The sequence below is a fragment of the Streptomyces sp. NPDC006711 genome (assembly GCF_042869775.1).
GTDB lineage: Bacteria > Actinomycetota > Actinomycetes > Streptomycetales > Streptomycetaceae > Streptomyces.
In genome coordinates this window covers 38,975-60,306 of record NZ_JBIAGO010000024.1, presented here as the reverse complement: position 1 = coordinate 60,306, position 21,332 = coordinate 38,975, and the positions used below count along the sequence as shown (strand labels likewise).

Below are 21,332 nucleotides of genomic sequence, written 5' to 3'. Positions count from 1 at the left end.
GACGTAGCAATCGACTGCCGAAGGTAACCCGGTCCCATGCCGCCCACGCTCGCCTCGCTCCTCCAGCACTCGGCGCTCAAGCTCACCGTGCGCGCGGGGCAGGACCACCTGGACCGCCCGGTGCGCTGGGCCCACGTCAGCGAACTCGCCGACCCCGTCCCGTACATGGAAGGCGGCGAGCTGCTGCTCACCACCGCGATCACGCTGGCCGCCGAGGACCCGCAGGCGATGGGCCGCTATGTGCGCAGGCTGGCGCGGGCCGGGGTGGTCGGGCTCGGCTTCGCCGTCGGCGTCCACTACGACACCGTGCCGGACGCGCTGCTCGCGGCGGCCCGCGAGGAGGGGCTTCCGCTGCTCGAGGTGCCGCGCCGCACTCCGTTCCTGGCCATTTCCAAGGCGGTCTCCGCGGCCATCTCGACCGATCAGTACCGCGCGGTGACCGCCGGGTTCGAGGCGCAGCGCGAGCTGACGAAGGCGGCGCTCGCCGACGGCCCCGCCGTACTCATCGCCAAGCTCGCCGCCCACGTCGACGGCTGGGCCGCCCTGTACGACGCCTCCGGCGCGGTCGTGGCCGCCGCCCCCGAGTGGGCCGCCCGCCGCGCCGCCCGGCTCACCGGCGACGTGGCCCGGCTGCGCGAGCGGGCGGCTCCGGCCAGCGCGGTGGTCGGCGGCGCCGAAGAGGCCCCGGGCGACCGCGTCGAGCTCCAGTCGCTCGGCACCGGACGCCGGGTGCGCGGCGCGCTCGCGGTCGGCACGGGGGCGCCGCTCGGCACGGCCGAGCGCTACGCGGTGCACTCCGCGGTCGCCCTGCTCACCCTCACCACCGAACGCTCCCGCTCGCTCCAGTCGGCCGAGCAGCGGCTCGGGGCCGCGGTGCTGCGGATGCTCCTGTCCGGCCAGCAGGACCACGCCCGCGCGGTCGCCGGTGATCTCTACGGCGGGCTCCTGGACGCGCCGTTCCGGCTCGTCATCGCCGAACCCGCGAGCGAGGGCGAAACCGGCGGGCTCGGCGCGCTGATCGAGACCATGGAGTCGGCCGCCGCCCGCCGGGGCGAGACGGTCCTCGTGGTGCCGGAGGCCGGGCGGCTCGTGGTGCTGGCGGCGGACGGGGGCGAGGCGGTCGGTGCGTGCCTGGCCCACGAGAGCGCCGAGGGCGAGGGCATCGTGGTCGGCCTCTCCGCGCCGGCCGGGCCGATCGCCGCGGCGTCCGCGTACAAGCAGGCCGAGCAGGCGCTCTCCGTCGCCCGGCGCCGGGGCAAGCCGCTCGTCGAGCACGAGGAACTGGTGGCGGGGTCCGTGCTGCCGCTGCTCGCGGACGACGCGGTGCGGGCGTTCGCGGACGGGATGCTGCGGGCGCTGTACGAGCACGACGCGACCGGGCGCGGGGATCTGGTGGCCTCGCTGCGGGCGTGGCTTTCGCGGCACGGTCAGTGGGACGCGGCGGCCGCCGACCTGGGTGTGCACCGGCATACGCTGCGCTATCGGATGCGGCGCGTGGAGGAGATCCTGGGCCGCTCCCTGGACGACCCGGACGTCCGCATGGAGCTGTGGCTCGCCCTGAAGGCCACGTCGTCGCCGGACGCGTAACCGGGGTTGAGGTTCGCGTGCGGGCCGGCGTCAGCCCGGTCGGCAACCGAGCCCCCTGGCGCTCCGCCCCAGACCCCGTGTCGCGCCTGAAGGGCGCTCGTCCTCAAACGCCGGACAGGCTGGGTATGCCCATGCGGGCCAGCACCAACCCCGCCCAGGGGCGCGGGGAACTGCGCGAGAAGCGCCCACGGCCCGCAGCCGAGGCCCCTGGGGCTCCGCCCCAGACCCCGTCCACGCTGAACGCGCTCGTCCTCAATCTCCCCCAAGGCCTTAAGGGCCAGGGGGGACCCCCATGACGGGCTGGGTATGTGCACGTGGGCCAGCACGAGCCCTGCCAGGGGCGCGGGGAACTGCGCGAGGAGCGACCACGGCCCGCAGCCGAGGCCCCTGGGGCTCCGCCCCAGACCCCGTGTCGCGCCTGAAGGGCGCTCGTCCTCAAACGCCGGACGGGCTGAGGTTGCCCGTACGGGCCAGCGCGGACCCTGCCAGGGGCTGAGGTTCCCGTGTGGGCCAGCACGAGCCCTGTCAGGGGCGCCGGGAACTGCGCGACCAGCCGTGCGCGGCCCGCGCCCCGTGGCGGGCCCCCGAGGGGAACTCCAAAGCGGCGTGCTGGGCGCCCTCACCACTCCACGCCGGACAAACCCGCACCCCCGCCCCCCGGCCTACCGTGAGGGCATGACTTCTACCCACGCCTCCTTCTGGCTCGCCGGCCGCGAGGCCACCGGCGACGACAGCTTCGATGTCACCTCGCCCTGGGACGGCCGGCTCGTCGCCTCGGTCAGTGTGCCCACCGACACCCAGGTCGAGGAGGCCGTGGCCGCCGCGCACGCCGTCGTGGAGGAGTTCGCGGCCACCCCGGCGCACGTACGGGCCGCCGCCCTCGACCACGTCTCCAAGCGGCTCGCCGAGCGCACCGAGGAGATCGCCCAGTTGATCTCCGCCGAGAACGGCAAGCCCATCAAGTGGGCCCGGGGCGAGGTCGGCCGCGCCGTCTCGGTGTTCCGCTTCGCCGCGGAGGAGGCCCGCCGCTTCAACGGCGGCGAGGCCCAGCGCCTGGACACCGACGGCGGCGGCGTGGGCCGCCTCGCCCTGACCCGCCGCTTCCCCAAGGGCGTCGTCCTTGGCATCGCACCCTTCAACTTCCCGCTCAACCTGTGCGCCCACAAGGTCGCCCCGGCCATCGCGGTGGGCGCCCCGATCATCCTCAAGCCCGCCCCCGCCACCCCGCTGTCGGGCCTCATCCTGGGTGAACTGCTCGCCGAGACCGAGCTGCCCGCCGGCTCGTGGAGCATCCTGCCGGTCGCCAACGACAAGATGCCGGCCCTGGTCAAGGACGACCGCCTCCCGGTCATCTCCTTCACCGGTTCCGACAAGGTCGGCTACGCGATCATGGACTCGGTGCCGCGCAAGCACTGCACCCTGGAGCTCGGCGGCAACGGCGCGGCCGTCGTCCTGGCCGACTGGGCCTCGGAGGAGGACCTGGACTGGGCGGCGACGCGTATCGCCACCTTCTCCAACTACCAGGGCGGCCAGTCCTGCATCTCCGTGCAGCGCGTCATCGCGGACGCCGCCGTGTACGACCGGCTGCTCCCCAAGATCGTCGCCGCCGTCGAGGCGCAGATCACCGGCGACCCGTCCGACTCCGCCACCGACGTCGGCCCGCTGGTCAGCGAGGACGCCGCCCGGCGCGTGGAGTCCTGGGTCGACGAGGCCGTGACGGCCGGAGCCAAGCTGCTCACCGGCGGCAAGCGCGACGGCGCCTCCTACGCGCCCACCGTGCTCACCGAGCTGCCCGCCGACACCACCCTGGCCTGCGAGGAGGTCTTCGGACCCGTCCTGACCGTGCAGAAGGTGGACGGCGAGGCCGAGGCGTTCGCCGCCGTCAACTCCTCCAAGTACGGCCTCCAGGCAGGGGTGTTCACGCACAACACGCGGACCGCCTTCCGCGCCCACCGGGCCCTGGAGGTCGGCGGCGTGATCATCGGCGACGTCCCGTCCTACCGCGCCGACCAGATGCCCTACGGCGGCGCCAAGGCTTCCGGCGTCGGCCGCGAGGGCGTGCGCTACGCGATGGACGACTACACCTACGAGCGCGTCCTCGTCCTGACGGGCCTCGCCCTGTAGGACCGCACGAGCCCGGCGGCCGGAACCCACTGTGCGGGGGTTCCGGCCGCCGTCGTGCACCCGGGCGGCGAGCGGGGTGGTCCAACCCCCGGGAATCGGGTACATACGGACGGGTAGCACCACCCGGTAACGGGCAGCCGCCCGCACCCGTCAGCCCGCGGCGAGGAGAACCCCTCTATGACCGCACCACAGCACACGCCCAAGGTCTCCGAGCGCGAGGCGCGCCAGGTCGCCGAGGCCGCACGCGAGCAGGACTGGCGCAAGCCCAGCTTCGCCAAGGAACTCTTTCTCGGCCGGCTGCGCCTGGACCTGATCCACCCTCATCCGCAGCCCGCCCCCGAGGACGTGGCACGCGGCGAGGCCTTCCTCGCCAAGCTGCGCGACTTCCTCCGGGCCCACGTGGACGGCCGCCTCATCGACCGCGAGTCGAAGATCCCCGACGACGTCGTGCGCGGGCTCAAGGAGCTCGGCGCCCTCGGGATGAAGATCGACACGAAGTACGGGGGCCAGGGGCTGACCCAGGTCTACTACAACAAGGCGCTCACCCTGGCCGGTTCGGCAAGCCCCGCCATCGGCGCGCTGCTCTCCGCGCACCAGTCCATCGGCGTGCCCCAGCCGCTGAAGCTGTTCGGCACCCAGGAGCAGAAGGACGCCTTCCTGCCGCGCTGCGCCCGCAGCGACATCTCCGCGTTCCTGCTCACCGAGCCCGACGTGGGCTCCGACCCCGCCCGGCTCGCCACCGCCGCGGTGCCGGACGGTGAGGACACGTACGTCCTGGACGGCGTGAAGCTGTGGACCACCAACGGGGTCGTCGCCGACCTGCTCGTGGTGATGGCCCGGGTGCCGAAGTCCGAGGGGCACCGGGGCGGCATCACCGCCTTCGTCGTCGAGGCGGACTCGCCGGGCATCACGGTGGAGAACCGCAACGCCTTCATGGGCCTGCGCGGCATCGAGAACGGCGTCACCCGCTTCCACCGGGTACGCGTGCCGGCCGCGAACCGGATCGGCCCCGAGGGCTCCGGCCTCAAGATCGCCCTGACCACGCTCAACACGGGCCGCCTCTCGCTGCCCGCGATGTGTGTCGGCAGCGGCAAGTGGTGTCTGAAGATCGCCCGCGAGTGGGCGGGTGTACGCGAGCAGTGGGGCCGCCCGGTCGCCCGGCACGAGGCGGTCGGGGCGAAGATCTCCTTCATCGCCGCGACCACGTTCGCCCTGGAGGCGATGACCGACCTCTCCGCGCAGATGGCCGACGAGGACCGCAACGACATCCGCATCGAGGCCGCCCTCGCCAAGCTGTACGGGTCCGAGATGGGCTGGCTGATGACGGACGAGCTGGTCCAGATCCGCGGCGGGCGGGGCTTTGAGACCGCCGACTCGCTGGAGGCGCGCGGCGAGCGGGCGGTGCCCGCCGAGCAGATGCTGCGGGACATGCGGATCAACCGGATCTTCGAGGGCTCGACCGAGATCATGCACCTGCTGATCGCCCGCGAGGCGGTGGACGCCCACCTGTCCGTGGCCGGCGACCTGATCGACCCCGACAAGACCCTCCAGGACAAGGCGAAGGCGGGCGCGAACGCGGCCGGGTTCTACGCCAAGTGGCTCCCCAAGCTGGTCGCGGGCCCGGGCCAACTCCCGCGCTCCTACAGCGAGTTCGGGCCACTGGCCCAGCACCTGCGCTACGCCGAGCGCTCCGCCCGCAAGCTCGCCCGCTCCACCTTCTACGCCATGTCGCGCTGGCAGGGCCGGATGGAGACCAAGCAGGGCTTCCTCGGCCGGATCGTCGACATCGGGGCGGAGCTGTTCGCGATGAGCGCGGCCTGCGTACGGGCCGAGCACCTGCGGGTCACCCAGGACAACGGCCGTGAGGCCGTCCAGCTGGCCGACGCGTTCTGCCACCAGTCCCGGGTCCGCGTCGAGGAGCTGTTCACCCGGCTGTGGAGCAACACCGACGAGCTCGACCACAAGGTCGTGGACGAGGTCCTTGCCGGTGCGTACACCTGGCTGGAGGAGGGCGTGCTCGACCCCTCGGGCGAGGGTCCCTGGATCGCGGACGCGACGCCGGGACCGGCGCGGCGGGACAACGTCCACCGGCCCGTGCGCTGACCCGGGCACCCGGCGCACGTGCGGAACCGGGGCACCGGGGCGCCGGAACGATCCGTTCCGTTCCGACGGCCCCGGCTCCGCCGGGCACCGACTCCGCGTCCGGCGCGCCCTCATCCCGGCCTTATTGACAGGAGCGCTGTCCGGGCGCGCGGCCGATGCGGCAACAATGGGGGCATGAGCGACTGCCCAGTTCCCCTCGCCGACCCGCACATCGCCTTCGATCCAGCCGTTGGCCGACGCGATGTGGTCGTACTCGGATCCACCGGATCCATCGGTACCCAGGCCATCGACCTGGTCCTGCGCAACCCCGACCGCTTCCGTGTGACCGCGCTCTCCGCGGCGGGCGGCCGGGTCGAGCTCCTTGCCGAGCAGGCGCGACAGCTCCGGGTCGCCGCCGTGGCGGTGGCGCGTAAGGACGCCGTGCCGGCGCTGCGCGAGGCGCTGGCGGCGCGGTACGGCGGCGAGCCGCTTCCCGAGATCCTGGCCGGCCCCGACGCGGCCACCGAACTCGCGGCCTCCCCCTGCCACACCGTCCTCAACGGCATCACCGGCTCCATCGGGCTCGCGCCCACGCTGGCCGCGCTCACGGCCGGCCGCACGCTCGCGCTCGCCAACAAGGAGTCCCTGATCGTCGGCGGCCCCCTCGTGAAGGCGGTGGCGAGACCCGGACAGATCATCCCCGTCGACTCCGAGCACGCGGCCCTCTTCCAGGCGCTGGCCGCCGGCAAGCGCGCCGATGTCCGCAAACTCGTGGTGACCGCGTCCGGGGGGCCCTTCAGGGGGCGTACCAAGAGCCAACTCGCCGACGTCAGGCCCGAGGACGCGCTGGCCCACCCCACATGGGCGATGGGCCCGGTCATCACCGTCAACTCGGCGACGCTCGTCAACAAGGGCCTTGAGGTGATCGAGGCGCATCTGCTCTACGACATCCCCTTCTCGCGCATCGAGGTCGTCGTCCACCCGCAGTCCTACGTGCACTCCATGGTCGAGTACACCGACGGCTCCACGCTGGCGCAGGCGACCCCGCCCGACATGCGCGGGCCGATCGCGATCGGGCTCGGCTGGCCCGAGCGGGTCCCTGACGCCGCGCCCGCGTTCGACTGGACCAAGGCCTCGACCTGGGAGTTCTACCCCCTGGACCACGACGCCTTCCCCTCGGTGGGACTCGCCCGGCACGTCGGGGAACTGGGCGGGACGGCTCCGGCGGTGTTCAATGCCGCGAACGAGGAGTGCGTGGACGCGTTCCTGGCCGGGCGGCTCCCGTTCAACGGGATCATGGAGACGGTGACGGAGGTCGTCACCGAGCACGGAACGCCCCGGGCGGGAACCTCCCTCACGGTCTCGGACGTCCTGGAAGCGGAGACCTGGGCACGTGCCCGGGCTCGCGAACTCGCGGTGAAGGCGACAGCGGAGGCACGCGCATGACGATCCTGTTGACGGTCCTCGGCATAGCGCTTTTCGCCGTCGGGCTGCTCGTCTCCATCGCCTGGCACGAGCTCGGCCACCTCTCCACGGCCAAGCTCTTCGGCATCCGCGTGCCCCAGTACATGGTCGGCTTCGGGCCCACCATCTGGTCGCGCAAGAGGGGCGACACGGAGTACGGCATCAAGGCGGTTCCGGCCGGCGGCTACATCCGCATGATCGGCATGTTCCCGCCCGGCGCGGACGGCCGCATCGAGGCGCGGTCGACCTCGCCGTTCCGCGGCATGATCGAGGACGCGCGGGCGGCCGCGTTCGAAGAGCTCCAGCCCGGCGACGAGGACCGGCTCTTCTACACGCGCAAGCCCTGGAAACGCGTCATCGTCATGTTCGCCGGCCCGTTCATGAACCTGATCCTCGCGGTCGCGATCTTCCTCAGCGTGCTCATGGGCTTCGGCATGGCCGCCGAGACCACCCAGGTCGCCGGCGTCCAGAAGTGCGTGATCGCGCAGAGCGAGCACCGTGACTCCTGCAAGGCCGGCGACAAGGTCTCGCCCGCCGAGGCCGCGGGCCTCAAGGTCGGCGACAAGATCGTCGCCTTCGACGGCAAGCCCGTGAAGAACTGGTCCGACCTGTCCGACCGCATCCGCGCGACCATCGGCCCGGCCACCGTCACCGTGGAGCGGGCCGGCCAGCAGGTCACCCTGCACGCCACGCTGGCCAAGAACATGGTCCTGAAGAAGGACGCGGACGGCCAGGCCGTCCCCGACCAGTACGTACCGGCCGGCTATCTCGGCTTCTCGCCCAAGTCCGAGATCCAGCCGCTCACCTTCGGCGAGTCCGTGAACCGCATGGGCGACATGGTGGAGAACGGCGTGCACTCCATCGTCGCGCTGCCCGGCAAGATCCCGGACCTCTGGAACGCGGCCTTCGACGGCGGCGAACGCAAGGCGGACTCGCCGGTCGGCGTGGTCGGCGCGGCGCGCCTGAGCGGCGAGGTGCTGAACCTGGACGCCCCGACGCCGAACATCATCGCCACGTTCCTGTTCCTGCTCGCCGGCTTCAACCTCTCGCTGTTCCTGTTCAACATGCTGCCGCTGCTCCCGCTGGACGGCGGCCACATCGCGGGCGCCCTGTGGGAGTCGCTGCGCCGCACGGTGGCGCGGGTCCTCAAGCGGCCCGACCCGGGCGCGTTCGACGTGGCCAAGCTGATGCCGGTGGCGTACGTGGTGGCCGGGATCTTCATCTGCTTCACGCTGCTCGTCCTGGTGGCGGACGTCGTGAACCCGGTGAAGCTCACCTGACGGCGCGGGGGCGCGGGGAGCCTGCCTCCCGCGCTCCCCGGGCGCCCCTTCGCGTGAACCGCGGGGCCACCGTGCACACGGTGCTCCCGGGGTGACGTAACCTCGAAGGCTGGAGCCCGCCGATCTCGGGACCTTGATCCACACCTTGGGGTTGCACAGCAGATGACTGCGATTTCACTGGGAATGCCGGCCGTACCGACCCGCCTCGCCGAGCGCCGCAAGAGCCGTCAGATCCAGGTCGGCTCCGTGGCGGTCGGCGGGGACGCGCCCGTCTCCGTCCAGTCCATGACCACGACGCGTACGTCGGACATCGGCGCGACGCTTCAGCAGATCGCCGAACTGACGGCGTCCGGCTGCCAGATCGTGCGGGTCGCCTGCCCCACGCAGGACGACGCGGACGCGCTGGCGACGATCGCGCGCAAGTCGCAGATCCCGGTCATCGCCGACATCCACTTCCAGCCCAAGTACGTCTTCGCGGCGATCGACGCGGGATGCGCCGCGGTGCGGGTCAACCCGGGCAACATCAAGCAGTTCGACGACAAGGTGCGCGAGATCGCGCTGGCCGCGAAGGACGCGGGGACCCCGATCCGCATCGGCGTCAACGCCGGGTCGCTCGACGCGCGGCTGCTGAAGAAGTACGGCAAGGCGACGCCCGAGGCGCTGGTGGAGTCGGCGCTGTGGGAGGCCTCCCTCTTCGAGGAGCACGGCTTCCGCGACATCAAGATCTCGGTGAAGCACAACGACCCGGTCGTCATGGTCAACGCCTACCGCCAGCTCGCCGCGCAGTGCGACTACCCGCTGCACCTCGGGGTCACCGAGGCGGGCCCCGCGTTCCAGGGCACGATCAAGTCGGCGGTGGCGTTCGGCGCGCTGCTCGCCGAGGGCATCGGTGACACCATCCGCGTCTCGCTCTCGGCCCCGCCGGCCGAGGAGATCAAGGTCGGCATCCAGATCCTGGAATCGCTCAACCTGCGCCAGCGCCGCCTGGAGATCGTCTCCTGCCCGTCCTGCGGGCGCGCCCAGGTGGACGTCTACAAGCTGGCCGAGGAGGTCACGGCGGGCCTGGAAGGCATGGAGGTGCCGCTGCGGGTCGCCGTCATGGGCTGTGTCGTCAACGGCCCCGGCGAGGCGCGCGAGGCGGACCTCGGTGTCGCCTCCGGCAACGGCAAGGGGCAGATCTTCGTGAAGGGCGAGGTCATCAAGACGGTGCCGGAGTCGAAGATCGTGGAGACGTTGATCGACGAGGCGATGAAGATCGCGGAGCAGATGGAAAAGGCCGGAATCCCCTCCGGCGAGCCCCAGGTATCAGTAGCGGGCTGACCCCCGGCGTCAGGGCACCCGGTGCCCCGGGGCGGCCGGGGTGGAGTCCCAGGGCGTGGGGGGCGGGGTGGCGGGTACAGTGCGGAGATCAGCAGCCCGTACCCGTGAGGCCCCCTCGTGTTGACGCAGACCACCACCCGGGTCCTCGAACCCGGCGACCTCGGCGCGGCGCTCGCCATCCTGGAGAGCGAGCCGGTCGCCAACGCCTTCGTGACCTCCCGCGTGCAGGTCGCCGGCCTCGACCCCTGGCGGCTCGGCGGCGAGATGTGGGGCTGGTACGCGGGCGGCCGGCTCCGCTCGCTGTGCTACTCGGGCGCCAACCTCGTACCGATCTGCGCCACCCCCGAGGCGGTACGTTCCTTCGCCGACCGCGCCCGCCGCACCGGCCGCCGCTGCTCCTCCATCGTCGGCCCCGCCGAGCCCACCGCCGAGCTGTGGCGGCTGCTCGAACCGCACTGGGGCCCCGCCCGCGAGGTACGCCCGCACCAGCCGCTCATGGTCGCCGAGGGCATGCCGGACGACATCGAGCCCGACCCGTACGTCCGGCGCATCCGCAAGGACGAGATGGACGTGATCATGCCGGCCTGCGTCGCCATGTTCACCGAGGAGGTCGGCGTCTCCCCGCTCGCCGGCGACGGCGGCCTGCTCTACCAGGCCCGCGTCGCCGAACTCGTCGGCTCGGGACGCTCGTTCGCCCGCATCGAGGACGGCAAGGTCGTCTTCAAGGCGGAGATCGGCGCCGCCACCAACCAGGCCTGCCAGATCCAGGGCGTCTGGGTCGCCCCCGAACACCGCGGCAAGGGCCTGTCGGCCACCGGCATGGCGGCCGTCCTGCGCTACGCCCTCGCCGACGTCGCCCCCCTCGTCAGCCTGTACGTCAACGACTTCAACGCCCCCGCCCGCGCCTGCTACCGCCGGGTCGGCTTCCGTGAGACCGGGGCGTTCATGAGCGTGCTGTTCTGAGCCGCCGTTTCGAGGTTAGGGTGCGGCCATGGCTCCTGACCCTGACGTGACCGTCGGCCCCCTCGACCTCGCCGCCCGCGTGGACGAGGCGCTGGCCGTGCAGGCGGTCGCCTTCGGACTGGGCGCCGACGAGGTCGCGGTGCGCCGCCACATCGTGCTGCGCCACCTGACCCACCCCGGGGCCAGGGCGCTCGGAGCCACCGCGCCGGACGGGCGCCTCGTGGGCTTCGTGTACGGGATGCCCAACGACCGCGCGCACTGGTGGTCCACCGTCGTGGAGCCGTACCTGCGCAACAAGGGCGCCGAGAGCTGGCTCGACGACGCGTTCGTGATCACCGAGCTGCATGTGCACCCCGGCTTCCAGGGCCGGGGCCTGGGCCGGGCGCTCATCACCACCATCACCGACAGCGCCACCGAACCCCGCTCGATCCTCTCCGCCATCGACACCGAGAGCCCCGCCCGCGCCCTGTACCGCTCGCTCGGCTACCGCGACCTGGCGGTCCAGGTCCAGTTCCCGAGCGCGGCGCGGCCCTACGCCGTGATGGGCGCGCCCCTGCCGCTGCCGCGCGGGCGGTCCACGACGTAAACGGATTTCCGCGCACTCGGGGCGCCCGGCTAACCTCCAGGCATCACCCCGTGCACGTACAGGAGAGAAATCCATGGCAGCCGCCCAGGTTCAGCGCATGTCCCGTCTGATGGCCAAGACATTGCGCGACGACCCGGCGGACGCCGAGACGCTGAGCCACAAGCTCCTCGTGCGCGCCGGGTACGTACGCCGCAACGCCGCCGGCATCTGGACCTGGCTGCCGCTGGGCAAGAAGGTCCTGGACAACATCACCGCCGTCGTCCGCGAGGAGATGGACGCGATCGGCGCGCAGGAGGTCCTGCTGCCTGCGCTGCTGCCCAAGGACGCGTATGAGGCGAGCGGCCGCTGGGAGGAGTACGGCGACCTGCTGTTCCGCCTCAAGGACCGCAAGGGCGGCGAGTACCTGCTCGGCCCGACCCACGAAGAGATCTTCACGCAGACGGTCAAGGACCAGTGCACGTCCTACAAGGACCTGCCGGTGATGCTCTACCAGATCCAGACCAAGTACCGCGACGAGGCCCGCCCCCGCTCCGGTGTGCTGCGCGGCCGCGAGTTCCAGATGAAGGACTCGTACTCCTTCGACACCACCGACGAAGGCCTCGCCGAGTCCTACGCGCTGCACCGCGCCGCCTACCAGAAGATCTTCGCGCGCCTCGGCCTCGACTACCGGATCGTCTCCGCCGTCTCCGGCGCCATGGGCGGCTCCGCGTCCGAGGAGTTCCTTGCCCCGGCCGCCGCCGGTGAGGACACCTTCGTGGACTGCCCCGCGTGCGACTACGCCGCGAACACCGAGGCCGTGACCTTCGTGGCCGCCCCCGTCGACGGCTCCGCGCACGCCCCGATGGAGGAGCTGGACACCCCCGACACCCCCACCATCGAGTCCCTTGCCGCGCACCTGGGCGTCCCGGCCTCGGCCACCCTGAAGAACCTGCTGGTCAAGGTGGACGGCGAGATCGTCGCCGTCGGCGTGCCGGGCGATCGCGAGGTGGACCTCGGCAAGCTCGGCGAGCACGTGGCGCCGGCCGTCGTCGAGCTCGTCACGGCCGAGGACTTCGCCGACCGTCCCGACCTGGTACGCGGCTACGTCGGCCCGCAGGGCCTGGAGAAGGTCCGCTACATCGCCGACCCGCGCGTCGCGCCCGGCACGGCATGGGTCACCGGGGCCAACAAGGCGGACACGCACGTGCGCAACGTGGTCTGCGGGCGCGACTTCGAGGTCGACGAATACCTCGACGTCGTCGTGGTCGAAGAGGGCGACCCCTGCCCGGCCTGCGGCGCCGGGCTCAAGCTCGACCGCGCGATCGAGATCGGCCACATCTTCCAGCTCGGCCGCAAGTACGCCGACACCTTCCAGCTCGACGTGCTCGGCAAGGAGGGCAAGCCGGTACGGGTCACGATGGGCTCCTACGGCATCGGCGTCTCGCGCGCGGTGGCGGCGCTCGCCGAGCAGACGGCGGACGACAAGGGCCTGTGCTGGCCGGCCGAGATCGCCCCGGCCGACGTGCACGTCGTCGCCGCCGGCAAGGCGGCGCAGATCGAGGCGGCCCTGGACGCGGCGGAACAGCTGCGGGCGGCGGGGCTGCGGGTCCTGGTGGACGACCGGGCCGGGGTCTCGCCCGGCGTGAAGTTCACCGACGCGGAGCTGATCGGCGTGCCGCAGATTTTGGTCGCGGGGCGGCGGGTCGCCGAGGGCGTCTTCGAGCTGAAGGACCGGCGCACTGGTGAGCGCGAGGAGCTGCCCCTGGCCGAGGCGATCGCCCGCGTGACCGCCTGACACCCCGGCCCCTTCCACCCGCGTGGGGCGGGCTCCAGGGGCGCTGCCCCTGGACCCTGCCCGGGCAGAGGCTCCTGGCCCGGCACGAACGCGCCGGGCGCCGTCCGGGTCGTGGTGCCGGGGCTACAGCGGCACGACGTCGACAGCCCGTGCGACAAGTCCGGCTCGCGAGGAGCCGATCGCGAACCAGCCATGCCGGCGCGGGAGTTGCGGTCCTGACGGGGTCGGTTCCGGACCGCACCGGCGTCGTCAACTCGTCCGGCGAGGGGCCGCCGGGCGGTCAGAGCCAGGTCGCGAATTCGAGTAGGAGTTCCGCGTCCTGGTGGCGGCCCGCCCTTCGCGCGCGCAATCCGGACTCCACCGCACGGAACAGCGTCCACCCGTGCAGGCGCGCCGGGTCGACATCCAGCGAATCCGCCAGCCGGTTCACCCGCCGCCGGGCCGCCGTCGCCCCGCTCGGCGCCGCGATCAGGTCCTCCACCCGGTCCCGCACCAACCGCGCAAGGTCGTAAGCACGTTCCCCCACCAGCGGCTCGGGACCCACCGTCAGCCACGGCGCCCGCTCGCCCGAAAGCACCTTGCTCTGACGGAAGTTGCCGTGCAGCAGCAGCAACTCGTCCGTGGAGGCGGTCAGTTCGTCGCGTGCGGTCAGCGCCGCCGAGACCAGCGGGGCGAGTTCGGCGTCCTGAGGGCCGCGCATCGGCACGCTCTGGCGCTCGGTGCGCTCGGCCACCGACTCGAAGGCGTGGCCTGGGGGAGGCTCGACCCACAGACGGCGTACCGTTCCGGCCGCCTCCAAAAGGGCCTTCGCCTCGGGCAGCGAGCGCAGCGACACCTCGGGGTGCAGCCGCTCCACCAGGAACGCCTCGTCACCGGCCTCGTCGTCGAGCACCTGCGCCGCGCCCCAGCCGTTCCAGTGCGCGAGCGCCGCGCGTTCCAGGTCGGGCCGGGCGAAGGGCGGGGCGACCTTGAGGGCGGCGGGGGTGCCGTCCGGACGGCGTACGAGGGCCACCAGGCTGGAGCGGCCGCCGGGGGCCTGCACCCGGTCGACGGCGAGCCCGCGCCGCGCGGCCGCGTCCGCCGCAAGCCCTGGCAGGCGGCCGAGCCACGGTGTGGCCAGCTCGTCCCCGTACGTCTCGCCGAGCGCGCGTACCAGCCGCTCAGGCGGTTCGAAAGCCATACGTGTTGTGCCCCTTGCTCAGGTACTAGCCGGTGGAACTCAGGTACTGGCCGGTGACACCGGCGTGGTCGGGCGTTCCGCGAGCCCAGGAAAGGCTACGCTCCCGCCCCGCCAGCGCACGGCCCGCACCGCGGCCTCCCGCAGGGCCGATGCCGCCTCCCGGCGCAGCGGCCCCTCGGCCGCGCGGACCAGATCGCAGTAGACGCCGGCGACGCGGTCCTCCAGATCGGTGGCGAGCCGCAGCGCCGCGGCCGCGTCCGGCACGGCGTACGGCAGGGCGTAGGCGGCGGCCGAGGCCACCGGCGATCCGCCCAGGTCACGCACCGTACGGACCAGCGCGTCGCGGCGCGAGCGGTGGGCCGTGCAGGCCTCGCGGGCGGCGTCGGCGCGGGCGCCGGTGAGGCGGCCGCCGAGCACCCCGTACCCGTACACCGCCGCGTGTTCGGCGGCCAGCGCGGCCTGCGCCGCGTCCAGGGGCTCGGCCATCAGGCACCCCCGGTGAGGAGGAAGGCGTGCCCCGCGCCCGCGGCCGCCACCGAGGCGAGCAGCCGGGCGAGCTCCGGGGGAGCGGTGGCGAGCGCCGTCAACTGGGCGTCGGACGTGTGCCGTTCGGCGTCCGCGAGCTCCTTGACGGCCTCGTCGGCGTCGGCCGCGACCGTCGAGAGGGCGCGGGCGGGCGGGGTGGCCGGGGGCGGGGTGGGGGAAGCGGAAGGGGCCGGGGCGAGCGCTGCCGCGTGCTGGGCGGCCTGTTCGCGCAGCGGCGCGAGCCGGGGCCGCAGCGTCGGATGCATCGCGAGGACGGCGTCGTACCGGTCGACGAGCGCGCGGCTCGCGGCCGAGGTCTCCACGCGCAGCGCCGACTCAGCGCGGGCCGCCTCGCGCGCCCCTGCGTCGCCGCTCGCGGAGGTGCCCCGCGCGCAGCCGGCCAAAAGACCTGCGGTCGCCCCGCCCGTCACGGCCAGCACACGCCTTCGTGTGGTCCCCGGGTGCCCCACGTGTCTCTCCTCGCGCGCCGGTCCACCGGTGACCGAGTGATCACCGCAGGCGAGCGTACCCGCGGGCCCGGGGACGTGGACGGCAACACCCTTCCGGACCGGATACCCTTTGATCTGACGGCGCCGGTCCCATGACGGCCGCCGTGCGCGACGACGATCCCCACAACAGCAGACGCGGCCGAGGAGTCACCCGGATGAGCACGACCCAGAGCGACAGGCTGCGCGGTCTTCTTGAACCGCTCGTCAGCGCGAAGGATCTGGACCTCGAGGAGATCGAGGTGTCCCGGGCGGGCCGTCGGCGCGTGCTGCGGATCGTGGTCGATTCCGACGAGGGCGTGGAGCTCGACACCTGCGCCGAACTGAGCAGGGCCGCCTCCGAAGCGCTCGACGAGAGCGACGTGATGGGCGAGGAGGAGTACGTCCTCGAAGTGACGTCTCCCGGCGCCGAGCGCCCCCTGACCGAACCACGCCACTACCTCCGCGCCACCGGGCGCCTGGCCCGGCTCCAGCTGCACAGCGGCGACGAGCTGGTCGCCCGGATCCTCAAGGCCGACGACGACGGCATCGACGCCGAGATCCCGGGTGTGAAGGGGCGCAAGCCCACCGCCCGCAGGATCGGCTTCGCCGAGATCGCCAAGGCGCGGGTCGAGATCGAGTTCAACCGCAAGGAAGCGAAGAGCGAGATCACGGCAGACAGCGAGAACGACATCGCAGACGACAGCGACAACGACAACGAAGAGGAGGCGTAGCCGTGGACATCGACATGAGTGCCCTGCGGGGCCTGGTCCGGGAGAAGGAGATCTCCTTCGACCTGCTGGTCGAGGCGATCGAGTCGGCGCTCCTCATCGCCTACCACCGCACCGAGGGCAGCTTCCGGCGTGCGCGCGTGAAGCTCGACCGTGAGAACGGTCATGTCACGGTGTGGGCGAAGGAAGACCCGGCCGACCTGGAAGAGGGCCAGGAGGCCAAGGAGTTCGACGACACCCCCTCCGACTTCGGCCGGATCGCGGCGAGCACCGCCAAGCAGGTCATCCTCCAGCGCCTGCGCGACGCCGAGGACGACATCACCTTCGGTGAGTTCGCCGGGCGTGAGGGCGACGTCATCACGGGCGTGGTCCAGCAGGGCAAGGACCCCAAGAACGTGCTGGTCGACATCGGCAAGATGGAGGCCATGCTGCCGGTGCAGGAGCAGGTGCCGGGCGAGGAGTACACGCACGGGCTGCGCCTGCGCACGTACGTCGTCCGGGTGGCCAAGGGCGTGCGCGGTCCGTCCGTCACCCTGTCGCGCACCCACCCGAACCTGGTCAAGAAGCTCTTCGCGCTCGAGGTCCCGGAGATCGCGGACGGCTCGGTGGAGATCTCCGCGATCGCCCGCGAGGCCGGTCACCGCACCAAGATCGCGGTGCGCTCCACGCGCAGCGGCCTCAACGCCAAGGGCGCCTGCATCGGCCCGATGGGCGGGCGCGTGCGCAACGTCATGGCCGAGCTGCACGGTGAGAAGATCGACATCGTCGACTGGTCGGACGACCCGGCCGAGATGGTGGCCAACGCGCTGTCCCCGGCCCGGGTCTCCAAGGTCGAGGTCGTGGACCTCGCGGCCCGCTCCGCCCGGGTGACCGTGCCGGACTACCAGCTCTCGCTGGCCATCGGCAAGGAGGGGCAGAACGCCCGCCTGGCCGCGCGTCTGACCGGCTGGCGCATCGACATCCGCCCGGACACCGAGCAGCCCGACGAGGGCTGAGCGACCCGGCCGGGCGACCCGGCGAGCGGGCCGCTCCGACCGGCCCGGCGGGAATAAGAAGTGGCCCTGCCCCCGTTCGATGGGGCAGGGTGAAGCTTTCTGGACAACAACCGTTCGATTTTTGCCCCCAACGGGTGAGGTCGCTACGGGGAGGTAGACTTAAACGTGTCTGGCCGGACGCATGCCCGCGCCTGCCCTGAGCGAACCTGCGTGGGTTGCCGGGAGCGAGCGGCCAAGAGCGATCTGCTGCGCATCGTGGCGATCGAGGGTGTTTGCGCCCCCGATCCGCGCGGTACGCTGCCCGGCCGGGGTGCGTACGTCCACCCCGCCTCGGTCTGTCTCGACCAGGCGGTCCGCCGCCGGGCGTTCTCCCGGGCCTTCAAGGCCAGGGAAGCGCTCGACACCGCGGGCTTGCGGAAGTACGTCGAGCAGGCCGCAACGTAAGAAGAAGTACGGCACGGAATCCCGTGCGGTCAGGTACCTCGCGAGTTGGAAGTAGGTCGAGATTGCGATGAGCACTCGATGAGTACGCGATGAGTACGCCCATGAAGTAGCGACGGTCCGGCGGTAACCCGGACCTAAAAGGAGCGAAGTGGCTAAGGTCCGGGTATACGAACTCGCCAAGGAGTTCGGGGTGGAGAGCAAGGTCGTCATGGCCAAGCTCCAAGAACTCGGTGAATTCGTCCGTTCGGCGTCCTCGACGATCGAGGCGCCGGTTGTACGCAAGTTGACTGACGCACTGCAGGGGCCCGGCGGCAACGCCGGCAAGTCCGCTGCCAAGCCTGGCGCGCCCCGCAAGGCCGCGCCCGCCAAGCCCGCGGCGCCCGCCGCGGCACGTCCCGCTGCCCCCAAGCCCGGCGCCCCGGCCCCCAAGCCGGCCCCCGCCGCGCCTGCGGCTCCCGCCGCGCCGGCCGCCCCGGCGAGCAGCACCCCCTCCACTCCGGCTTCTCCGGCTCCGGCCGCCTCGGGCCCCCGCCCGGGTCCGAAGCCCGCCCCGGCCAAGCCGGCCCCGGTCACTCCGGTGCCCGCCGCCGAGTTCTCGGCCCCGGCTCCGGCCCAGCCCGCGGCGCCCTCCCAGGCCCCGCGTCCCGCCGGCGCCACCCCCGGCCCGCGTCCCGCCGCCTCCCGTCCGGCTCCGGCCGGCGGTCAGCGCGACGGCGGCCAGCGTGACGGTGGCCAGCGCGACGGTGGCCGTGGCGGCGACCGTCCGGCCCGCCCCGCGGGTCAGGGCGCGCATCCCAGTCCCTCTGGGAGGCCTGGCGGTGCCCGTCCGGCCGGTCCGCGTCCCGGCAACAACCCCTTCACCTCGGGTGGCTCCACCGGAATGGCGCGCCCCCAGGCGCCCCGTCCCGGCGGTGGCGCGCCCCGTCCGGCCGGCGGCCCCGGTGCCCCCGGTGGCGCCCCGCGTCCGCAGGGCGGCCCCGGCGGCGCTCCGCGTCCCCAGGGTCAGGGCGGCGCCCGTCCGAGCCCGGGCGGCATGCCCCGCCCGCAGGGCGGCGCCCCGCGTCCCGGTGGCGGTGCCCCCGGCGGTAACCGTCCCAACCCCGGCATGATGCCGCAGCGTCCGGCCGCGGCCCCGCGTCCCGGTGGCGGCCCCGGCGGCCGCGGTCCCGGTGGCCCCGGTGGCCGTCCGGGCGGCGGTGCCGGTCGTCCCGGTGGCGGCGGCGGCTTCGCCGGCCGTCCGGCCGGTCCCGGTGGCGGCGGTCGTCCCGGTGGCGGCGGCGGCTTCGGCGGCCCCCGTCCGGGTGGCGGCGCTCCCGGTGGTGGCGGCGGCTTCGGCGGTCGTCCCGGTTTCCAGGGCCGTCCCGGTGGCCCCGGTGCCCGTGGTGGCACGCAGGGCGCCTTCGGCCGTCCCGGCGGGCCCGCCCGTCGTGGCCGCAAGTCGAAGCGGCAGAGGCGCCAGGAGTACGAGGCCATGCAGGCCCCGTCGGTGGGCGGCGTCATGCTGCCCCGCGGCAACGGACAGTCCGTCCGCCTGTCGCGCGGTGCCTCGCTGACCGACTTCGCCGAGAAGATCGGCGCCAACCCGGCGTCGCTCGTCGGCGTGATGATGAACCTCGGCGAGATGGTCACCGCCACGCAGTCCGTCTCCGACGAGACGCTGAAGCTGCTCGCGGACGAGATGAACTTCGTCCTCGAGATCGTCAGCCCCGAGGAGGAGGACCGCGAGCTGCTCGAGTCCTTCGACATCGAGTTCGGCGAGGACGAGGGCGGCGAGGAGTTCCTGGTCGCGCGTCCGCCGGTCGTGACCGTCATGGGTCACGTCGACCACGGTAAGACCCGCCTTCTGGACGCGATCCGCAAGACGAACGTCATCGCGGGCGAGGCCGGCGGCATCACGCAGCACATCGGTGCGTACCAGGTCGCCACCGAGGTCAACGGCGAGGACCGTCGGATCACCTTCATCGACACCCCGGGTCACGAGGCGTTCACCGCCATGCGTGCCCGTGGTGCCAAGTCCACCGACATCGCGATCCTCGTGGTGGCGGCGAACGACGGTGTGATGCCCCAGACGATCGAGGCGCTGAACCACGCCAAGGCGGCCGACGTGCCGATCGTGGTCGCGGTCAACAAGATCGACGTCGAGGGCGCGGACCCGACCAAGGTGCGCGGTCAGCTCACCGAGTTCGGTCTGGTGGCCGAGGAGTACGGCGGCGACACGATGTTCGTCGACATCTCCGCCAAGCAGGGCCTCAACATCGAGTCCCTTCTTGAGGCCGTCGTCCTCACCGCCGACGCCTCGCTCGACCTGCGGGCCAACCCGGAGCAGGACGCGCAGGGCATCGCGATCGAGTCCCACCTGGACAAGGGCCGCGGCGCCGTCGCGACCGTCCTGGTCCAGCGCGGCACCCTGCGGGTCGGCGACACGATGGTCGTGGGCGACGCCTACGGCCGTGTGCGCGCCATGCTCGACGACAAGGGCGAGAACGTGGAGGAGGCGGGTCCCTCGACCCCGGTCCTCGTCCTCGGTCTCACCAACGTCCCGGGCGCCGGCGACAACTTCCTGGTCGTCGACGAGGACCGTACGGCCCGTCAGATCGCCGAGAAGCGCGCCGCCCGTGAGCGCAACGTCCGCTTCGCCCGCAAGGGTGTGCGGTTCTCCCTGGAGAACCTGGACGAGGCCCTCAAGGCCGGTCTGGTGCAGGAACTCAACCTCATCATCAAGGGCGACGCGTCCGGTTCGGTGGAGGCCCTCGAGTCCTCGCTGCTCCAGCTCGACGTCGGCGACGAGGTCGACATCCGTGTCCTGCACCGCGGTGTGGGTGCGGTCACCGAGTCCGACATCAACCTGGCGACCGGCTCCGACGCGATCGTCATCGGCTTCAACGTCCGCGCAGCGGGCCGCGCGGCCCAGATGGCGGACCGCGAAGGCGTCGACGTCCGGTACTACTCGGTCATCTACCAGGCGATCGAAGAGATCGAAGCGGCCCTCAAGGGCATGCTCAAGCCGGAGTACGAAGAGGTCGAGCTCGGCACGGCGGAGATCCGCGAGATCTTCCGCTCGTCCAAGCTGGGCAACATCGCCGGTGTCCTGGTCCGCTCGGGCGAGGTCAAGCGCAACACCAAGGCGCGCCTGCTGCGCGATGGCAAGGTCATCGCGGAGAACCTCAACATCTCGGGTCTGCGCCGCTTCAAGGACGACGTCACCGAGATCCGCGAAGGCTTCGAGGGCGGTATCAACCTCGGAAACTTCAACGACATCAAGATCGACGACGTCATCGCGACGTACGAGATGCGCGAGAAGCCGCGCGGCTAGTCCGCGAGGCTGACCCGTACCTCAGCAGTCGGGGCCGATCGGCGGGAAGATTATTTCCGTCGATCGGCCCCGGCCGTTCCGGTACGGTTCTGGTGTCCCCGCCAAGTCGTTGGCGGGGCCCTCTAACCCGTACCGGCGGGACATCCGGACATCCATGTATGTGGGGACGCTGTCCTTCGATCTGCTCCTCGGCGACGTACGGTCGTTGAAGGAGAAACGCTCCGTCGTCCGGCCGATCGTGGCCGAGCTCCAGCGCAAGTACGCGGTGAGCGTGGCGGAGGTGGGCGACCAGGACCTGCACCGCAGAGCCCGTATCGGCCTCGCGGTGGTCTCGGGCGACACGGGGCACCTGAGGGACGTACTCGACCGGTGCGAGCGGCTTGTGGCCGCCAGGCCGGAGGTGGAGCTTCTGTCGGTACGGCGCAGGCTCCACGGCGACGAAGACTGAACACTGAGCAAGGCTTGAGAAGGAGAAGGAC

The 21,332-nt window shown here is 72.3% G+C and carries 17 protein-coding genes; 14 read left to right on the top strand and 3 right to left on the bottom strand.

Going from position 1 to position 21,332, the window contains the following annotated elements; all coding sequences use genetic code 11:
- Nucleotides 1-36: 36 nt before the first annotated feature.
- The 9 genes from ACFYM2_RS31640 to ACFYM2_RS31600 all read left to right on the top strand — a co-directional run bounded on the left by ACFYM2_RS31640 (nt 37) and on the right by ACFYM2_RS31600 (nt 13,180).
- A complete protein-coding gene (locus tag ACFYM2_RS31640) occupies nt 37-1,587 on the top strand; it encodes a PucR family transcriptional regulator ligand-binding domain-containing protein (RefSeq protein WP_359000689.1) in 1,551 nt (516 codons plus the stop codon).
- Between the two features lie 675 nt (nt 1,588-2,262).
- Nucleotides 2,263-3,711, top strand: a complete 1,449-nt coding sequence (locus ACFYM2_RS31635) for an aldehyde dehydrogenase family protein (protein WP_388840969.1) — start codon at nt 2,263-2,265, stop codon at nt 3,709-3,711.
- A gap of 177 nt (nt 3,712-3,888) precedes the next feature.
- Nucleotides 3,889-5,814, top strand: a complete 1,926-nt coding sequence (locus ACFYM2_RS31630; RefSeq protein ID WP_359000683.1) for an acyl-CoA dehydrogenase family protein — start codon at nt 3,889-3,891, stop codon at nt 5,812-5,814.
- A 174-nt stretch (nt 5,815-5,988) separates the two neighbouring features.
- Complete coding sequence (dxr, locus tag ACFYM2_RS31625; protein ID WP_388840966.1) at nt 5,989-7,239, top strand: 1-deoxy-D-xylulose-5-phosphate reductoisomerase; 1,251 nt, start codon at nt 5,989-5,991, stop codon at nt 7,237-7,239.
- Nucleotides 7,236-8,537: a M50 family metallopeptidase gene (locus ACFYM2_RS31620; protein ID WP_388459468.1), complete on the top strand. Its 1,302-nt coding sequence runs from the start codon at nt 7,236-7,238 to the stop codon at nt 8,535-8,537. Before dxr ends, ACFYM2_RS31620 begins: the two co-directional genes overlap by 4 nt.
- A 162-nt stretch (nt 8,538-8,699) precedes the next feature.
- Nucleotides 8,700-9,857: a flavodoxin-dependent (E)-4-hydroxy-3-methylbut-2-enyl-diphosphate synthase gene (ispG, locus tag ACFYM2_RS31615; protein ID WP_359000675.1), complete on the top strand. Its 1,158-nt coding sequence runs from the start codon at nt 8,700-8,702 to the stop codon at nt 9,855-9,857.
- A 117-nt stretch (nt 9,858-9,974) separates the two neighbouring features.
- Nucleotides 9,975-10,820: a GNAT family N-acetyltransferase gene (locus ACFYM2_RS31610; protein ID WP_359000672.1), complete on the top strand. Its 846-nt coding sequence runs from the start codon at nt 9,975-9,977 to the stop codon at nt 10,818-10,820.
- Between the two features lie 28 nt (nt 10,821-10,848).
- Nucleotides 10,849-11,406, top strand: coding sequence for a GNAT family N-acetyltransferase (locus tag ACFYM2_RS31605; RefSeq protein ID WP_359000669.1), 558 nt, complete (start codon nt 10,849-10,851; stop codon nt 11,404-11,406).
- Nucleotides 11,407-11,479: 73 nt separating this feature from the next.
- On the top strand, nt 11,480-13,180 hold the full coding sequence (locus ACFYM2_RS31600) for a proline--tRNA ligase (RefSeq protein ID WP_388840963.1): 1,701 nt from the start codon (nt 11,480-11,482) through the stop codon (nt 13,178-13,180).
- A 280-nt stretch (nt 13,181-13,460) separates the two neighbouring features.
- Here the strand turns inward: ACFYM2_RS31600 and ACFYM2_RS31595 are convergent, their stop codons facing one another.
- The 3 genes from ACFYM2_RS31595 to ACFYM2_RS31585 are packed head-to-tail and all read right to left on the bottom strand — an operon-like array spanning nt 13,461 to nt 15,325.
- Nucleotides 13,461-14,360, bottom strand: a complete 900-nt coding sequence (locus ACFYM2_RS31595) for an aminoglycoside phosphotransferase family protein (RefSeq protein WP_359000663.1) — start codon at nt 14,358-14,360, stop codon at nt 13,461-13,463.
- A gap of 39 nt (nt 14,361-14,399) precedes the next feature.
- The gene (locus ACFYM2_RS31590; RefSeq protein ID WP_388840960.1) at nt 14,400-14,846 is read right to left on the bottom strand and encodes a ferritin-like domain-containing protein; all 447 of its coding nucleotides are present in this window, start codon (nt 14,844-14,846) and stop codon (nt 14,400-14,402) included.
- On the bottom strand, nt 14,846-15,325 hold the full coding sequence (locus tag ACFYM2_RS31585) for a hypothetical protein (RefSeq protein ID WP_359000658.1): 480 nt from the start codon (nt 15,323-15,325) through the stop codon (nt 14,846-14,848). The genes ACFYM2_RS31590 and ACFYM2_RS31585 overlap by 1 nt, the downstream gene beginning before the upstream one ends.
- Nucleotides 15,326-15,549: 224 nt before the next feature.
- On the opposite strand from ACFYM2_RS31585, the gene rimP reads away from it, so the two are divergent.
- From rimP to ACFYM2_RS31560, 5 genes are all read left to right on the top strand, one after another.
- A complete protein-coding gene (gene rimP, locus ACFYM2_RS31580; RefSeq protein WP_359000656.1) occupies nt 15,550-16,104 on the top strand; it encodes a ribosome maturation factor RimP in 555 nt (184 codons plus the stop codon).
- Between the two features lie 2 nt (nt 16,105-16,106).
- The gene (gene nusA / locus ACFYM2_RS31575; RefSeq protein ID WP_359000653.1) at nt 16,107-17,096 is read left to right on the top strand and encodes a transcription termination factor NusA; all 990 of its coding nucleotides are present in this window, start codon (nt 16,107-16,109) and stop codon (nt 17,094-17,096) included.
- A gap of 165 nt (nt 17,097-17,261) precedes the next feature.
- Nucleotides 17,262-17,540 carry a YlxR family protein gene (locus tag ACFYM2_RS31570; RefSeq protein ID WP_359000650.1) on the top strand — a complete coding sequence of 93 codons (279 nt, stop codon included), beginning with the start codon at nt 17,262-17,264 and terminating at the stop codon, nt 17,538-17,540.
- Between the two features lie 148 nt (nt 17,541-17,688).
- On the top strand, nt 17,689-20,853 hold the full coding sequence (gene infB, locus ACFYM2_RS31565; RefSeq protein ID WP_388840956.1) for a translation initiation factor IF-2: 3,165 nt from the start codon (nt 17,689-17,691) through the stop codon (nt 20,851-20,853).
- Nucleotides 20,854-21,007: 154 nt separating this feature from the next.
- On the top strand, nt 21,008-21,301 hold the full coding sequence (locus ACFYM2_RS31560) for a DUF503 domain-containing protein (RefSeq protein ID WP_350232983.1): 294 nt from the start codon (nt 21,008-21,010) through the stop codon (nt 21,299-21,301).
- Nucleotides 21,302-21,332 lie beyond the last annotated feature (31 nt).

Coding starts and splice junctions, on each gene's coding strand:
- ACFYM2_RS31640 (WP_359000689.1), top strand. CDS start 37: ATGCCGCCCACGCTCGCCTCGCTCCTCCAGCACTCGGCGCTCAAGCTC.
- ACFYM2_RS31635 (WP_388840969.1), top strand. CDS start 2,263: ATGACTTCTACCCACGCCTCCTTCTGGCTCGCCGGCCGCGAGGCCACC.
- ACFYM2_RS31630 (WP_359000683.1), top strand. CDS start 3,889: ATGACCGCACCACAGCACACGCCCAAGGTCTCCGAGCGCGAGGCGCGC.
- dxr (WP_388840966.1), top strand. CDS start 5,989: ATGAGCGACTGCCCAGTTCCCCTCGCCGACCCGCACATCGCCTTCGAT.
- ACFYM2_RS31620 (WP_388459468.1), top strand. CDS start 7,236: ATGACGATCCTGTTGACGGTCCTCGGCATAGCGCTTTTCGCCGTCGGG.
- ispG (WP_359000675.1), top strand. CDS start 8,700: ATGACTGCGATTTCACTGGGAATGCCGGCCGTACCGACCCGCCTCGCC.
- ACFYM2_RS31605 (WP_359000669.1), top strand. CDS start 10,849: ATGGCTCCTGACCCTGACGTGACCGTCGGCCCCCTCGACCTCGCCGCC.
- ACFYM2_RS31600 (WP_388840963.1), top strand. CDS start 11,480: ATGGCAGCCGCCCAGGTTCAGCGCATGTCCCGTCTGATGGCCAAGACA.
- ACFYM2_RS31595 (WP_359000663.1), bottom strand. CDS start 14,360: ATGGCTTTCGAACCGCCTGAGCGGCTGGTACGCGCGCTCGGCGAGACG.
- ACFYM2_RS31590 (WP_388840960.1), bottom strand. CDS start 14,846: ATGGCCGAGCCCCTGGACGCGGCGCAGGCCGCGCTGGCCGCCGAACAC.
- rimP (WP_359000656.1), top strand. CDS start 15,550: ATGAGCACGACCCAGAGCGACAGGCTGCGCGGTCTTCTTGAACCGCTC.
- ACFYM2_RS31560 (WP_350232983.1), top strand. CDS start 21,008: ATGTATGTGGGGACGCTGTCCTTCGATCTGCTCCTCGGCGACGTACGG.